Origin of the sequence: Hyphomonas sp. GM-8P, assembly GCF_003263315.1 — a bacterium.
GTDB lineage: Bacteria > Pseudomonadota > Alphaproteobacteria > Caulobacterales > Hyphomonadaceae > Hyphomonas.
Window position 1 is genome coordinate 109,729 of the sequence record NZ_AWFE01000083.1, and the last position, 16,189, is coordinate 125,917.

At 60.8% G+C, this 16,189-nt stretch carries 12 protein-coding genes and 1 tRNA gene; 10 read left to right on the plus strand and 3 right to left on the minus strand.

What is annotated here, in order from left to right:
- Positions 1 to 33 precede the first annotated feature (33 nt).
- On the plus strand, positions 34 to 852 hold the full coding sequence (locus HY26_RS13190) for an enoyl-CoA hydratase/isomerase family protein (RefSeq protein ID WP_034767039.1): 819 nt from the start codon (positions 34 to 36) through the stop codon (positions 850 to 852).
- A 16-nt stretch (positions 853 to 868) separates the two neighbouring features.
- On the opposite strand, the gene HY26_RS18865 is transcribed toward HY26_RS13190, so the two are convergent.
- On the minus strand, positions 869 to 1,657 hold the full coding sequence (locus tag HY26_RS18865; protein ID WP_158531500.1) for a TetR/AcrR family transcriptional regulator: 789 nt from the start codon (positions 1,655 to 1,657) through the stop codon (positions 869 to 871).
- On the opposite strand from HY26_RS18865, the gene HY26_RS13205 reads away from it, so the two are divergent.
- From HY26_RS13205 to HY26_RS13225, 5 genes are all read left to right on the plus strand, one after another.
- Positions 1,608 to 2,789 (plus strand): efflux RND transporter periplasmic adaptor subunit, encoded by a 1,182-nt coding sequence (locus HY26_RS13205; protein ID WP_034766724.1) that lies wholly within the window; start codon positions 1,608 to 1,610, stop codon positions 2,787 to 2,789. The genes HY26_RS18865 and HY26_RS13205 overlap by 50 nt on opposite strands.
- Positions 2,790 to 2,807: 18 nt before the next feature.
- The gene (locus HY26_RS13210; RefSeq protein ID WP_034766725.1) at positions 2,808 to 5,942 is read left to right on the plus strand and encodes an efflux RND transporter permease subunit; all 3,135 of its coding nucleotides are present in this window, start codon (positions 2,808 to 2,810) and stop codon (positions 5,940 to 5,942) included.
- Entirely contained in the window at positions 5,939 to 7,336 is a 1,398-nt protein-coding gene (locus tag HY26_RS13215; RefSeq protein ID WP_034766726.1) for an efflux transporter outer membrane subunit, read from the plus strand. Before HY26_RS13210 ends, HY26_RS13215 begins: the two co-directional genes overlap by 4 nt.
- Positions 7,337 to 7,671: 335 nt before the next feature.
- Complete coding sequence (locus HY26_RS13220; RefSeq protein WP_051600034.1) at positions 7,672 to 9,063, plus strand: glycosyltransferase; 1,392 nt, start codon at positions 7,672 to 7,674, stop codon at positions 9,061 to 9,063.
- Between the two features lie 11 nt (positions 9,064 to 9,074).
- Positions 9,075 to 10,703 (plus strand): HlyD family secretion protein, encoded by a 1,629-nt coding sequence (locus HY26_RS13225; RefSeq protein ID WP_034766727.1) that lies wholly within the window; start codon positions 9,075 to 9,077, stop codon positions 10,701 to 10,703.
- Position 10,704: 1 nt separating this feature from the next.
- Here the strand turns inward: HY26_RS13225 and HY26_RS13230 are convergent.
- Positions 10,705 to 10,794: transfer RNA gene (locus HY26_RS13230), tRNA-Ser, on the minus strand.
- Between the two features lie 106 nt (positions 10,795 to 10,900).
- On the opposite strand from HY26_RS13230, the gene msrA reads away from it, so the two are divergent.
- Positions 10,901 to 11,551, plus strand: coding sequence for a peptide-methionine (S)-S-oxide reductase MsrA (gene msrA / locus HY26_RS13235; protein WP_034767043.1), 651 nt, complete (start codon positions 10,901 to 10,903; stop codon positions 11,549 to 11,551).
- Positions 11,552 to 11,562: 11 nt separating this feature from the next.
- Here the strand turns inward: msrA and HY26_RS13240 are convergent, their stop codons facing one another.
- Positions 11,563 to 12,630: a hypothetical protein gene (locus HY26_RS13240; RefSeq protein ID WP_034766728.1), complete on the minus strand. Its 1,068-nt coding sequence runs from the start codon at positions 12,628 to 12,630 to the stop codon at positions 11,563 to 11,565.
- A 141-nt stretch (positions 12,631 to 12,771) separates the two neighbouring features.
- On the opposite strand from HY26_RS13240, the gene gluQRS reads away from it, so the two are divergent.
- From gluQRS to HY26_RS13255, 3 genes are all read left to right on the plus strand, one after another.
- On the plus strand, positions 12,772 to 13,617 hold the full coding sequence (gluQRS, locus tag HY26_RS13245; RefSeq protein ID WP_034766729.1) for a tRNA glutamyl-Q(34) synthetase GluQRS: 846 nt from the start codon (positions 12,772 to 12,774) through the stop codon (positions 13,615 to 13,617).
- Positions 13,614 to 14,519: a DMT family transporter gene (locus HY26_RS13250; RefSeq protein ID WP_034766730.1), complete on the plus strand. Its 906-nt coding sequence runs from the start codon at positions 13,614 to 13,616 to the stop codon at positions 14,517 to 14,519. Before gluQRS ends, HY26_RS13250 begins: the two co-directional genes overlap by 4 nt.
- A gap of 62 nt (positions 14,520 to 14,581) precedes the next feature.
- Entirely contained in the window at positions 14,582 to 16,174 is a 1,593-nt protein-coding gene (locus HY26_RS13255; RefSeq protein ID WP_034766731.1) for an alkaline phosphatase, read from the plus strand.
- Positions 16,175 to 16,189 lie beyond the last annotated feature (15 nt).

Here is a 16,189-nt window from a genome sequence, read left to right on the forward strand (position 1 = left end):
GATACCCTGGAAAACATGAAGGAGATGAAGCTGATGGACACCCTTTTGATCGAGCAAAAAGGTGCGGTTGAACACGTCACGCTCAATCGCCCGGATAGCCTCAATTCGCTGGACGACGACCTGACCTTCCGGCTGCTTGCCTACTTCGAAGGCCTTTCTTCCCGGCCCGAAGTCAGAATTGTGGTCCTGCGAGGCGCCGGACGCGGCTTCTGTTCCGGGCTCGACTTGTCCAGCGACCAGGCGAATGGGTTCGTTGATGGGACATTGCCTGAAAAATTCGCGATCCAGCACAGACTCGGCAAGATCATTCTCGCGATGCGCAAATGCCCCCAGCCTATCATCGCCGCCATACACGGGGTCGCATCCGGGGGAGGATTCTGCCTCGCGATGGCGTCGGACATAAGACTGGCCAAACAGAAGGCGCGCATGAATGCCGCCTTCATCCGCATCGGCCTCGGCGGCGGCGATATCGGCGCAAGCTATTTGCTCCCTCGGCTCATCGGCTCTGGACCGGCGAATGCGCTACTGCTCACCGGGCGCATGCTGGGGGCTGAACGCGCGTTCCAGCTCGGCCTGCTGGCGGATATCGCCGGACCGGAGGAACTGGATGCCCTCGTCGACAGCTATGTCGATGACATGATGTCGACCGCACCTCTCGCCCTGCGGATGACCAAGGAAATCCTGAATGTGAACATCGACGCACCGGGTCTGGAAGCTGCGCTCGCCCTCGAAGACCGTAATCAGGTGATTCTTTCCCACACCCGAAATTTTGCGAGTGCCGTCGAGGCCTTCAAGGCCAAGCAGCCCGTCCACTTCTCTGCGGAAGGCGACAATCCTCGCGAACCAGATTGATCCCAAGGTTCAGCGCTCAGTCACATGCTGCATCTGATGTGACCGGCTTGTCCCCCAGGATTTTGAGGATGACGTCCTGGATCACCTCAAGGAGGGTGGCACGCTCCTGTTCCGGATGACGCAGGGCACGGGCGGACAAGCCGGAGAAGATTGTAAAGATCAACTCCGTCCGGGTTTCAGGATCATCAATTCCGGCCCGGCGTAGAATGGACATGAAACGCCGGCGCATCTGCGCATCATGATGCTGCATGATCGCCGCAACATCCGGATTCCTCTGTGCCTCTGCCAGGATTTCAAAGTTCAGGACCGTCCTGAACGGCTCCTTGTCGTTGGAAAAAATTGTGGTCGTCAGCTCCGCCATCTCGATACGAAGGTTTTCCGGTGACAGGTCTTCGAACGCTGCAATACTCTCTTCCTGACGCCCCATTTCCAGCTTCACGACAGCCTGGATCAGTTCATCTTTACTTCCGAAATAGTGATAGAGATGCCCCACGCTGATGCCGCAATCGGCGGCAATGCCTGAAATGCCAGCCCCATGAAAGCCTTTGATTGAAAAGTGTTTTTCGGCGCATTCGAGAATCTCGCAGATCCGCGCTTCTCGCTTTGCGGCCGTCTTCGACACAGGCATTTCACCCATCTGTTCTTTCTCCCCCCTGTTAAATATCTGCACCTTGACTTTGTGCACCGCATCATTAGATAGAGCGTTCATTCTATTTTGATAGCTCTCCTCCCAGCTCGCCGTCAAGGATCGTTTTATGCAAACCGCCAAGAAGAGCCTGCCAGCACTATTGCTCGCCGCGACCATGGTGCTCACCGCTTGCGGTGGTGAGACGGCGAGCCAGCAAGCCGCTGCTCCGCCAGCCCCTGTCGTCCAGACCATGACGGTCCGCCTCACAGATGTGCCGAATGTCATTGAACTATCCGGCCGGGCCCGCGCCTTTGCCGAGGCGGAGATCCGCCCGCAGGTGACCGGCATCATCAGCGAGCGCCTGTTCAAGGAAGGCGACACGGTCAAAAAAGGTCAGGCGCTTTACCAGATCGACGCTGCGGAATACTCCGCCGCAGTCCGCAGTGCCGAAGCCGCCCTGGCGCGCGCTGAAGCCACGGCTGCCGTCGCTCGCGAAACAGCAGCGCGTTTCGAGCGGCTGGCGAGCATCAATGCTGTAAGCCAGCAGGAATACGATCAGGCCGTTGCCTCCGCCAGCCAGGCAGAGGCCGACATCGGAATCCAGAAAGCTGCCCTCGACCGCGCGCGTATTGATCTCGCGCGGACAAAAATCTCATCCCCGATCGAAGGCCGTATTGGCCGATCATCCTTCACTCAGGGTGCACTTGTCACTCAGAACCAGACAGAGCCACTCGCCCGTGTGCTGCAGACTGACCCCATTTATGTCGACCTCACAGTGTCCAGCGCCCGCCTGCTGACCTGGCGCCAGCGGATTGCGGACGGAGACATCGCAACCACGGATCAGAACACGATACCGGTCGACATCATCCTGGCCGACGGCACCCCCTATCCCCTGCCCGGTGATCTGGAATTCAGCGAAGTGAACGTTGAAGAAAGCGCCGGCACGGTCGCTGTCCGGGTCGTCGTTCCCAATCCGGAAAACCTGATCCTGCCAGGCATGTTCGTGCGGGCGAAATTTGTTGCCGGCTATTACGAGAATGTGGTGACCCTTCCGCAGTCTGTGGTTTCCCGCACTCCGACCGGGGATGCGACTGTCATGGTTGTGGACCGGGAGGGGATCGTTCAGCAAAGACGGATTACCGTTGAGCAGAACACAGACAATACCTGGACGGTTCTGACCGGTCTGAGCGCCGGCGAACAGGTTGCCACGGCAAACCTGCAGACCATCCGCGAAGGCATGAAAGTTGAGCCGCAGCCCGCCAGCGAGCAAACCTCTGCTGCGCAGGACACGCGCGGCGGATCCAAATAAGGCACACAGGTTAGACTGATGGCAAAGTTCTTCATCGACCGCCCGGTATTCGCCTGGGTGATCGCGATCCTTATCATGCTTGCAGGCGGCCTCGCCCTGCGCACGCTTCCGGTCGCGCAATACCCCGATGTTGCGCCAACGACGATCAGCGTCATGGCAAACTATCCCGGTGCCTCCGCACAAGCGGTAGAGAACTCCGTCACCCAGATCATTGAACAACAAATGACCGGGCTTGACGGGCTCGACTATGTCAATTCGACGTCCAGCTCAGACGGGTCTGCATCCATCACACTTGCTTTCCGTCCGGGCACTGATCCCGACATCGCTCAGGTGCAGGTCCAGAACAAGCTGTCTCTGGCAACTCCGTTCCTGCCTGAACAGGTGCAACGCCAGGGCGTGACGGTCAGCAAGGCCAGCACGGGCTTCCTGTTGATCACATCCCTGTATTCACCGGGCGAAACGTTCGACCAGACAGACCTCGGCGACTATGTCCGGTCCAACATGTATGACACGATCAGTCGCCTTGATGGCGTCGGCAGTGTCACCGCGTTCGGATCCCCCTACGCCATCCGGGTCTGGCTGAAACCGGAAAAATTGGTCGAGTACAATTTGATGCCCGCCGATATCGTGCAGGCGATCCGCGACCAGAATGCGCAAATTGCATCCGGTGCCCTGGGCGGCGCACCGTCTGTCCTGGGTCAGGAAATTAATGTCACCATCACCCTGCAATCGCTTCTGTCCACACCGGAGCAATTCCGGAACCTGCTTCTAAGAACCACTCCTGAAGGCGGGTCCGTGCGGCTCGGCGATGTTGCAGACGTCGAATTGGGGGCGGAGAACTACGCTTTCATTTCACGATTCAACGGATATCCCGCGACCGGCTTTGCCGTCTCACTCGCCACGGGTGCCAACGCGCTCGACACGGCCGAGCGCGTGAAGGAAACCGTCGAGGAAATGTCCCACAACTTCCCGGAGGACATGGTCTACGCGTTCCCGGTCGATACCACACCCTTTATCGAAACCTCGATTCATGAAGTGCAGAAGACCCTGTTCGAAGCGATCGCACTGGTCTTCATCGTCATCTTCGTTTTCCTTCAGAGCTTCCGGGCATCTTTCATTCCGCTGATTGCCGTGCCCGTCGTTCTGCTGGGGACGTTTGCCGTCCTGCTCATCATGGGCATGTCCATCAACACGCTGACCATGTTCGCCATGGTTCTTGCCATCGGTCTTCTGGTCGATGACGCGATTGTTGTTGTGGAGAACGTCGAGCGTGTGATGTCGCAAGACAAGCTGCCGCCCCGGCAGGCCACCATCAAATCGATGGAACAGATTACTGGCGCACTGGTCGGGATTGCTGTTGTTCTGTCGGCCGTCTTTATTCCGATGGCCTTCTTCCCGGGGTCTGCAGGCGTTATCTACCGGCAGTTTTCCGTCACCATTGTATCCGCAATGGCCCTATCGGTTCTGGTGGCAATTATCTTGTCCCCTGCTCTCTGCGCGACGATCCTGAAGCCTGGCCATGGCGAGTCCCATTCGCTGCTTTCCGCACCGGCGCGCATATTCAACAATGGGTTTGACCGGCTTTCGCAGGCTTATGAAGCCACGGTCGAGCGCGCCCTGCGGCGCAAGGGAATCATGCTGGCAGGCTTTGCCGTGATCGTCGCCCTGACCGGGCTCGCCTTTATCCGATTGCCTGCATCCTTCCTGCCCGACGAAGACCAGGGCAACTACTTTACGCTCGCCCAGCTGCCGGCCAATGCCAGCCTTGAGCGCACGGCAGAAGTAATGGATGGCGTTGTCGATTATTATCAGACGAACGAAGCCTCGAATGTTCGGGGCATCTTTTCGCTCGCCGGATTTAGCTTTGCTGGCCAGGGACAGAATAATGGCATTGCCTTTGCCTCGCTGAAGGATTGGTCAGAGCGTCCCGGACAGGAAAACTCCGTTCAGGCAATCGTCGGACGCGCCATGGGCGCTTTATCCCAGATCGATGAGGCCCGGGTATTTGCAATTTCCCCGCCTGCGATCCGGGAGCTTGGCAATTCGAGCGGCTTCGACCTCTTCCTCCAGAATGATGGAAACTACACGCACGAAGAGTTCATGAGCATCCGCAACCAGCTGTTGGGCATGGCCAGCCAGGACCCGCGTCTGACTGGTGTGCGCCCGAACGGTCTGGAAGATGGTCCGCTGTTCAATATCGACCTCGACTATCAGAAGGCCCAGGCCCTCGGCGTGTCGATCTCCGATGCCACCAACCTGCTGTCTGTCGCTTTCGGCGGCACCTATGTGAACGACTTTATCGACCGTGGCCGTATCAAGCGTGTCTACGTTCAGGGCGCGGCAGCTGACCGAATGCAGCCGGACGATGTCGGCGACTGGTTCGTCCGCACCAACACGGGCCAAATGGCGCCGCTGGAAGAGATTGCCAGCTCCAACTGGTCCTACGGCCCGCCACAACTACAGCGTTTTGACGGTGTGCCAGCATTCAACATTCAGGGCTCGGCGGCACCCGGTCAGAGTTCCGGTGTCGCGATGCTCGCAATGGAAGAGCTGATTTCGCAACTCCCGGACGGCATTGGCTATGCGTGGAGCGGCCTCAGCCGGCAGGAGCGTGAATCCGGCAACCAGGCCATGGCGCTGTACGGTATCTCGATCCTGTTTGTCTTCCTTTGCCTCGCCGCCCTGTATGAGAGCTGGACAGTGCCTATTTCGGTTCTGCTGGTTGCGCCTCTCGGCGTGGCCGGTGCCGTCGCTGGCGCCAGCCTTGCCGGACTGTCGAATGACGTCTTTTTCCAGGTTGGCCTGCTGACCACGGTCGGACTTGCCTCCAAGAACGCGATCCTGATCATCGAATTCGCACGATCCCTGGAGGACCAGGGAAAAGAACTGGTTGCTGCAGCGATTGAAGCCGTCCGCCTGCGGATCCGTCCGGTTCTGATGACATCGTTTGCGTTCGGCTTCGGCGTCCTGCCGCTCGCACTCAGCACAGGCGCCGGGGCAGCGGGCCGCAACGCCATCGGCATTATCGTGCTGGGCGGCGTGATCGCAGCGATGACGTTCAGCCTGCTGTTCGCGCCGATTTTCTATGTAGTCGTCCGGAAACTCACCAACCGCTTTTCCGGTCCTGACAATCAAGCGGAGACCCCCGCATGAATACCAAGTCACTCCTCGCAACAGCGCTGAGCACTCTGATGCTGGCAGGCTGCGTCAATCTCGCCCCGGCGTACAGTTCAGGTGAGCTGCCTGTTCCGGCCGCCCTACCCGGCGCGTCTTCAGATGCAGAAGCGGCCCAACCGCTCCTCTGGGACGAGGTCGTCACCTCCCCTGCCCTCAAACAGGTGATCGGCATTGCGCTGGAAGAGAACCGTGACCTCCGCGTCACGGCAGCAAACGTCCGCGCCGCGCGCGCGAACCTGCTCGTCTCCCGCTCGGCCCGCTGGCCCGCCATCGGTGCGAATGCATCGGTCCAGACAGGCGATGCCTTTGATGAAGGCTCCACTGGGGCGGCGGTTTTCGGCGACAGCACATACGCCCAGATCGGTGTCTCCGCCTGGGAACTCGACTTTTTCGGTCGGGTCCGCAATCTCAATGACGCCGCGCTACAGGCCTATCTCGCCAGTGAAGAAGGCGAACGCGCTGCAAAGATCTCTCTCGCCGGAACAGTTGCGGAAACCTGGATGCAGCTTGCGGCAGATCATGAATTGCTGAAGCTCGCGAACCGGACAGCCGAGAGCCAGACAGAAAGTCTCGACCTCACACGGGAATTGTTCGCAGCCGGAACCGCCAGCGAGCTGGATGTGCGCCGCGCGTCAGCTTCGGTCGCGCAGGCACAGGCTCAGGCAGCCCAGTACGAAGCCGCCATGCGCCGCGATATGAATGCCCTGCAATTGCTGGTCGGCGCACCCCTGCCGGGCGCACTGCTGGAGGAGGCAATCCTCTCCCCCGCCCCGGTCGCCCTCAACCTGCCCGTCGGCCAGTCCTCGCAAGTGCTGCTGGATCGCCCGGACGTTCGGGCTGCTGAAGCGCGCCTCAGGGCATCCAATGCAAATATCGGCGCCGCTCGTGCGGCCTATTTCCCAAGCGTCTCACTGACCGGTGGTGTCGGCGTCGCCAGCGGGTCCATCGACGACCTGTTCAATGGTGACGGATCGAGCGGCTGGACCTTTACCCCAGCGATCGACCTGCCGATCTTCGATTTCGACCGCCGGCGCGGAAATGTCGAGGCAGCACGCGCCGAAGCAGATGCGGCGCTGGCGACTTATCAGAGCACAATCCAGCAGGCATTCCGCGAAGTCGCTGATGCAGCGGCCGTAGCTGACACAATTGACCGGCGCCTGACGGCCCTTCAACAGCTGGCGGAAGACACACAAGTCACGTTTGACCTGTCAGGCGAGCGATTCAAATCCGGTCTCGACGGGTACCTTACGGTTCTCGATGCCCAGCGTGAGTATTATAACGCCCAGCAGCAGCTCATCCTCGCCCGCCTGGACAACAATCTGAACAGTATCGCGCTCTACAAGGCCCTTGGCACGTGGACCGAGGACTGACGGGAAAGTAAGTCTGGTGGCGGTGCAGGTAGTCGGGGCCGCCTTTCCACCCAGCTCACCGAAATCAGACACGGAACACAATATCAATAAAAATGCCGGACAAGCTTCTGAGCTTGTAGAGTAAACGGTGTTTTTGAATGCGTTCAGGGGCAACTTCCCTTCCCACGCCATGGAGTGAGGCGACAGGGTGGCTTGCAGACGGTGCCAAACGTGCGGGCAATGAAGTCCGGCGTCTTTATGCGTCGTTCGGAACATTTTCCATAAGTTGGTCCGCATACATCACAGCATTCCTGTTCCTACTTGCCGTGACCCTGTCGCAATCGCCTGTACATGGGATGGACCATGTTGTCTTCCCATTGGGATTCATCGCCACATGGCGATACGGCTGGCAGATGACACATTTTGTGCGGGCGGAGCACTACAGGAACAAGGTCTTTCCCCGTTTGCGCCAGCAGGCCCAGACGGTCGCGGCAGACCCCTCGACACTGCCGGAACATATCGGTGTTGTCGTGACCTCCTATCAGATGTCGGCGTCGGAAAACTTTGGCGTCTACTCCTCCCTGTTTCAGGAGCTGGCTGCTTATGGTGTACCGGCCACGGTGGTGGCGTCGGTGACCGATGACGGGGACGCCCGCCTCATCCACCAGATCTTTGACGAGGCCCGTCTGCCGGGACATATCGATCTGATCACCCAGCTCCAGCTCGGAACCGGGAAGCGTGATGCGATGGCAGCCGCACTGCGCGCCCTGCAGCGCAGCGATGAAACCGGCGAAGGGATTGTGATCCTCATGGACGGCGATACCGTCGTCACGCCCGGCCTGATGGAGAAGACCTGTCCTTTCTTCACAATGATGCCGGACCTGGCCGCCCTCACAGTCAACAATTCGGCCGAAGTCCGTGGCGGCGCTCTTGCGCAAACCTGGTACGCCACGCGATTTGCACTGAGGAATCTGTACATGAGTTCGCTGAGTCTCTCCCGCCGGGTTCTTTGCCTGACGGGACGGTTCTCGGTGTTCCGCGCAAATGTTGCACTGGACACGGCATTTATAGACAGGCTCCAGGTAGACATTCTGAACCATTGGCGGCTGGGAAAACTCCCGATGCTGACGGGTGATGACAAGTCTACCTGGTATCACTGCCTGAAGGACGGATGGGCAATGATCTATCTGCCTGACACCTATGTCAGTTGCATGGAAGAACTGCCGAAAGGCGGCTTCCTGAATGCATCCGCCCGGCTGATGCAACGCTGGTTCGGCAACATGCTGCGTAATTCCGACCGGGCCATCCTGCTGGGGCCCCGGCGCATGGGCCTGTTTACCTGGTGGTGCCTCGTGGACCAGCGCCTCAGCATGTGGACCAGCCTGACGGGTCCGATCTTCCTCACATTCTTTCTCCTGCAAGGCCAATGGGTCGCGCTTCCGGCGTACCTGTCCATCGTCCTTGCGACTCGGTTCATCCAGACCGTCAACGTCGCGCACCAAGGCGGCATTGCTTCACCGCTTGTGCCCCTGCTCCTGTTGCATCAGCAGTTTGTGGGCTCGTTCATCAAGATCCAGGTCCTGTTCCATCTCGATCGCCAGAAATGGACCCGCCAGAATATCGATTCGGGTACGGCGCCCGTCCAGCAATTGCGGACATCGATGTATGGAGACTGGCTCAAGGGCCTGGTTATCACGATCTTCATTTGTTCAATGATAACTCTGGCGGCAATCACAGCGGGAACCTGATCCAAACCACGATGAGCGCAGAAAGACGCCCCGACGACACACGGCCGAACCAGCCTGCCGAAAAGGAAGAGGCTGAAGACTTCGTATCGCTTGGAGATGCGATGGAAGCGGCCGGGCGCGACAAACGCAAGTATCCACGCTATTCTGCGCCCCTGACCATAGAGATCAACGGGCACGCCTATCCGGCGCTTGACTGGTCTCTCAGTGGTTTCAGGATCGGCGAAGTGCGCAATCTTGCGCTGGCCGGGGAAAAGGTCCGCACAACGGTCTCTGTCCGGATCTCCGATTTCGAATTCAGGTTTGAGACGCTTGCGGAGCTTCTGCGGATTTATCCGGAGAAACGGGAAGCCGCGTTCACATTCAGGGGCCTGTCACCTGAAGAGGTGCGGGCACTGGGTTTCATCTCCAGCGCGCATTTGTCGGGCAAGCTGAAAAACGTGGATGGCGTGCTCCGCAATGTCAGTGCCGGGACAACATCTGCAACCAGCGAGGAAGAGGTCGATCACGCTCTTCAGATCGGACGGCGCAAGATCCTTGTCCGGCGGGGCATTTTCGCGCTCCTGGCGGTGCTGGCCTTGTTGAGTGCCAGAGCCTCGGTCCTGGCCATGACAAGCGTCAGCAGTGTTGCCGCATGGGTGGACACGCAGCTGATCGAGATCAGCGCGCCGGAACCTTCGGTCATAATGAACATCCTTGCCGACGAAGGCACGCAGGTGAAGCCGGGCGATGCGATCGCGACCTTGTCAAACCGGCCGCTCGAAGCCGAGCTTGCAGACGCCGAAGCCAACAAGCGTGTCATGGAAGTCCGGTTGGAGGGGCTGCATGCCATCCTCGACGGCCGCAGCGGCATGTTGCAGTCGGAATCCGCTCAGGCGGTCAGGGCGCTTCAGAAGGCACAAACGCGCCGGGACGAATTGCAGGAATCACTCTCGGCAGCCATGGCTGAAGTCGAAAAGCTGAGGTCGGTCTCCACGCCGGGTCTTGTTCCTCTCAGTACCCGCACAAATGCAGAGCAGGCAGTTGCGGAGATCACCGAACGTATCGGTCAGGCCGAACGCGATGTTGAAGATGCACGGTCGCGGCTGAGTGCCGCCCGGTCTGGCTACTTCGTCGGCGATGCCCGGGCAACGGGATATGAACCGGCGACCCTGCAGGTGAGCATTCGCGAAGTCGAACAGGAAATCGCCGCGGCCGAAGTCCGGATTGAAGGGCTCAGAAGCCGGCTCGATGAGCTGTCTGTCGTCAGCCCCTGTAATTGCCGCGTGTCTGAAGTCATCCTACTGCCCGGTGAACGTGTGACGGCGCAGGAACCGCTCATGCGCCTTGAGGCGATGGGCGAAACACGCATGGTCTCGGCATTTGTGAAGCATGCAGATGCACGACGCCTGAAGGTGGGCCAGCGCGTCAGTGTCAGGCTCGCCGATGGCCGGCGGGACCAGAACGCAACGATCACCGATATCAGTACGACCATCCAGCTATCGAGCGAAACCAAGCTTTACAGCCGGGACCTCAACCCCGAGCGGTATGCCCAGTTGAGCATCCGGCTGTCGGAGGCATACGCCGACGCGCCGGGCGCGGCTGTTGAAACCACAATCCACCGGCCCATGTTCCGCTGGCTGGCTGAAATTTTCCGCTTGTAGCTGGCGGTGAGACAGGGATTCGAACCCTGGAGACTATTGCTAGCCTACACACTTTCCAGGCGTGCGCCTTCGACCACTCGGCCACCTCACCGTTTCCAACAGCGGTCCCTCTATCTTATGGGGGCGCACCTCGCAAGACTGTGATTGCCGTTGCAGCAGTCAGGGCCCATATGAAAGAACAGCTGAAGGAGGCCGCCATGCTGTTCACACGTAAGCCCGCTGCGATGCCGACGCCGGAAACGGCGCTGAAAGGCCGGGATCATGCTATCCCGACCGCTGATACACATTTCGTGAACGGGAAGGACCTGCTGGCGGATACGCCTGCCGGGTTTGAGCGCGCGGTCTTCGGTCTTGGCTGTTTCTGGGGCGCTGAGCGCAAGTTCTGGCAGCAGGATGGCGTCTGGCTGACCCGGGTGGGCTATGCTGGCGGATACACGCCAAACCCCACCTATGAGGAAGTCTGCACTGGCCATACCGGGCATACCGAAGTCGTCGATGTGATCTTCGATCCGGCGGTGGTGACCTTTGAAGGCCTGATGAAGGTCTTCCTGGAGAATCACGACCCGACCCAGGGCATGCGCCAGGGCAATGATGTCGGCACACAATACCGTTCCGCAGTCTACACGACGAGCGAGACGCAGGCGGACACAGCCCGGCGGATGATTGCCGCTTACGAGACATCCCTCGCCAACGCAGGCCATACCGGGAAGATCACGACCGAGGTCGCCCCTCTGGACAAGATCTATTTCGCTGAAGACTACCATCAGCAATATCTCGCCAAGAATCCGGCCGGATATTGCGGGATTGGCGGCACAGGCGTCTCATGTCCTGTGGGCCTCTCTGTCTGAAATTTGGTGATCTAGGTTCCGAAATTCACGGCGAAGCGCTTTCGCGTTTCCATCAGGCTCTGCGCCTTGAACATGGCGTCGGAAGCGGCCTGTGCACGCATGATGGACGGATCGGTGCGTAGCGCTTCGACGACCTGGGAGAGATAGCCGATCGCCTCTCGCACCAGCTCAGCCTCGTACTTCTTCGCTGCGCGGGCCAGCAGGGCCCGCCCGATATCCATCCGGGCCTGAATGGCGCGTTCGGGGTTCTCCTGAACTGCCCCTTCGGTCAGGTGTTCCCGGCGCAAGGCAATCACGCGGTCCAATCCGGCAAGGTCCCCCGCCTCTTCCGCCACATGGACGGCCGACGCGCAGAAATCCCCCTCGATCTCGTTGCGGAGTGCTGCGGACATGGGGCCGTCATGATCCAGCATGCCGGACAGCGCTTCGGCCAGCAGGCTGATTTTCTCGGGACGGAAGGATTGCGGATTGCCCAGACCGGGCTGCAGTTTCTTGGCCAGCAGGAACGCGGCCACTCTCGGCATCTGCCCCTCCAGGGACGTATCGCGGGCCGGCAGGCTCAAAGTGAACAACCGGGCATTCGCCGGGCTGAGACCGCCACCCCGGGTCAGGCCATGCAGGACCAGTCCATCCTCTTTGCGTCCATGGCGCTCGCCCCACACAAACAGGTCGGCGTCCGCCGCCGCCATGCGCCGGCGTGCCCGCGCGATGGTTTTCGGCGACAGCCCGCCTTGCAGAACGCTCATGCGTGCGATCCTGAACGGCGCCCCGAAATTGAAAGCGGAAAGATGATCCGTGAGGGCGGCCTGCAGCCACTTGATCGTTGCACCGCGCTTGCCTCCGGCCGGGCGGGCCACGATGATGCGGTAACCCGGCGTTTTGTCCATCCGCAGGGAACGGGCCGCCAGCATGTCGCCAAGGCGGCGGACCAGCCGCACGATCAGGCGGAATGTCAGGATCAGGAGAAAAGCGGCGCCGAGCACACCCAGAACAAGCCCCAGCGCTGCGAGATACTGGGTCTCTCGCACATGGGCGCCCGCCCAAGTTTCTGCCGTTGTCAGCCAGTCCGTCACAGGCATGAAAATAGGACCTTTCAAGCCCCTTGGCGATACGGTTCCTCAGCCGGGCATGCAACAGGGAAACGCTGTTGACGCGGGCACGGCGTATCGGACAGCATGCCAATCGGGTCAGGGTTGGCAGCAGAAGGCAGACAGAGCGAAATGACGGAATTCGTCACCCGTTTTGCGCCTTCGCCAACGGGATACCTGCATCTTGGTCACGCCTGTTCGGCGTTTCACGTCTGGGATACCGCCCGGGCCGCGAATGGCCGGGTCCTGCTGCGGATTGAGGATATCGACCAGACCCGCTGCCGGCCGGAATACGAAACAGCCATCCTTGAAGATCTGAAATGGCTGGGCCTCGAATGGGATGGGCCGGTCCGGCGTCAGTCCGACCATTTCAATGACTATGAAGCCGTTCTGCAGGATTTGCGCGGACGGGGACTGGTCTATCGCTGTTTCCGGACCCGCCGGGAAATCGCGGCCGCCATGCCGGCCGGCGGAAGACCGGACGAGTGGGGATTTGTCGGGCGTCCCCTGCCCGCCCTGGAAGAGGAAACCCGTCTGGCGCGCGGTGACGCGTTCGCCTGGCGGCTGTCACTGGCAGCGGCGCGGGACGCCCTGGGGCCGCGCTACGCCAGGCTGACCTATGTCGACGAAAGCACCGGCACCGCCCGCGCCGTACCGGCAGATCCAAAGCCGTTTGGCGATGTCGTCCTCGGCCGGAAGGAGACGCCGGCCTCCTATCACCTCGCCTGCTGTCGTGATGACGCCTTGCAGGGGGTGACCCATGTCATCCGCGGGGAAGACATCAGGGAGATGACGGCCGTGCATGCCCTGCTTCAGGCATTGATGGACTGGCCGCAGCCTGTTTACCGCTTCCATCCGCTCGTGCTGGGGCCGGACGGAAAGAAACTGTCGAAACGTGCTGGCGACAGGGGATTGCGCGCCTGGCGTGATGAAGGCAAGACGCCGGACGACCTTCGCCGGATGACAGGCCTTCCATGACAGCCATACCCGTTTCCCCGCCGACGCCGCGCTCCTGGACGGGGCCACTGATGGTTCTGGCCGGCGGTGTGGGCATCGGCTTTGCCCCGATCGGTCTGCGGTTCGGTCTCGATGATCTGGGCCCTCAGGCCATCGCGTTCTGGCGCTATGTCTTCGCCCTGCCCCTGTTGCTGGCGCTCGTCTTTCTGATTGAGCGGCGCGCGCCGCGCCTGCCCAACCGGTTCATCCTGATGGCAGGCACCTTCTTCACGCTGGATATCGCACTCTGGCATCACGCCCTGACGCTGACGACCGTTTCAAATGCGACCTTCATCGTGAACCTCGGCAACGTCTTGGTCGGCTTCGGGGCCTGGTTCTTCCTGAAACAGCGTCCGCACGGCTTCTGGTTCGTCGCGGCTGCCCTGGCCATCCTGGGCGCAGCCGCGCTGTCTCTCGGTGGAGGCGCGGAAGGCAAAGGCAATATTCGCGGGGACCTGTTCGCCGTCGGCGCCGCCTTCCTCGTCAGCGGCTATATGCTCTGCTCCAATATTGCCCGGCGCACGATTGGCGGCATCGAAGCGATCTTCTGGCTCACGCTGGTCGAGATCATTGTCTCCGGATGTATCGTTATGGCGGCGGGCGAAGCCTTCCTGCCTCAGTCGCTGGCGGGCTTCCGGGTGCCGATATTCCTGGCGCTGGTTTCACAAATCGCCGGCCAGGCTCTGATCGTGACCGGGCTCGGCCGAACCTCTGCCGCGGTCGCCGGCCTGCTCGTGCTCGTCCAGCCCGTGGTTGCCGCAGCCGTCTCCTGGCGCCTGTTCAATGAACCGCTGACCGGCCTGCAGGCAATGGGCGGAGTCGTGATCCTGTTTGCAGTCTGGCTGGCGCAACGCGGCCGCAAACCGCGCGTCGCAGTCGACTGACGGAGAAAACCGTCACACAAACACCTTACGACGCAGCAAAGTCGAATCCATCGGAGGTCCAAATGCGCAATTCATTCACCGCCCTGCCCGTCATTGCTCTCTTCCTTGCAGGTTGCGCGGCCACGCCCGCAGCGACGGATGCAGAGAGTGCGGCGGTGGTCGAGCCGATTGCCTCCCCGGTCGCAACGCTGGCGCGGGAACCCGCTGTGCCGCAGCAGGCAGGTGACGCCTACTACCTGAATGCGCAGGCCGCCATCGATGCAAAGATCGCGGCGCGCGGGCTGCGCCCGGCCAAGAATGTCATCCTCTTTGTCGGCGACGGCATGAGCATTCCGACCGTCACAGCCACGCGCATCTATGCGGGCCAGAAGCGTGGTTTGGACGGCGAATCCTACAAGCTGACCATGGACCAGCTGCCCTATTCGGCCCTGTCCAAGACCTACAGCAATGACGCTCAGGTGGCTGACTCCGCCTCCACTGCCACAGCCATGATGAGCGGCGTGAAAACCAATTCCCGCACGCTCGGCATCACCGGCGAGGCGTCCTATGACAATTGCGCCAGCATCGAAGGTCACAAGACTGATTCCATTTTCGAGATCGCCGAACAGGCTGGCCTCGCCACCGGTCTTGTCACCACCGCCCGCCTGACCCACGCCACACCGGGTGCCGCCTATTCGAAGACGCCAAACCGCGACTGGGAAGCCTATGTCGGCCGGGGCGGCGCGACGGCAGGGTCTTGCGCAGACATCGCGACCCAGTTCATCGACTGGTCGGCCGGCGACGGATTTGAAGTTGCCATGGGCGGCGGCCGCTCTGCCTTCCTGATGGGCGGCGCGGAAGACCCTGAATATCCGGGCAAGACCAGTGACCGGAAAGACCAGCGTGATCTCCTCGCCGACTGGACCGCCAAGCCGGCACACAAGCTCCTCATCGACCGCGAAGGCTTCGAAGCGCAGGATTTCACCAGCGAAGACAAGGTGCTGGCCCTGTTTGAACCGTCCCACATGGAATACGAACTCGACCGCGCTGAAGATCCGGCAGGCGAGCCTTCCATCTCCGAAATGACCCGCGCCGCCATCACCCGCCTGTCGCAGGATCCGGATGGCTATGTGCTTCTGGTCGAAGGTGGCCGGATCGACCATGCCCACCATGCCGGAAATGCCGCCCGCGCGCTGGAGGAAGCTGACCAGTTCGACCAGGCGATCAAGACGGCCCTGGAGATGACCAATCCGGACGATACGTTGATTATCGTCACAGCAGACCACTCCCACACGCTGACCATTTCGGGCTATGCCAAGCGCGGCAATCCGATCCTTGGCCTGTCGTCGACGTCGCTCGACGGCTCGCCGGACAAGGCGCTCGACGGCATGCCCTACACGACGCTCGGCTACATGAACGGCCCGGGCGCTTGTACCGCCTCCGAGGAGGGCTTCGACTGCTCCCGCAAGGACCTCACCGACGTCGATACGACCGACAAGGATTTCCTCCAGCAATCGCTCTACCCGCTGTGGTCGGAATCGCATGGCGGTGACGATGTGGCCATCTTCGCGTCCGGCCCCGGATCGGAACTCATCTCCGGCGTGATGGAGCAGAACGAGATCTTCCAGGTCATGGGCCGCGCCAGCGGTCTCGTCGCCGGGCCGGAGGGCGAGTAACCCCCCAGCCCTCTC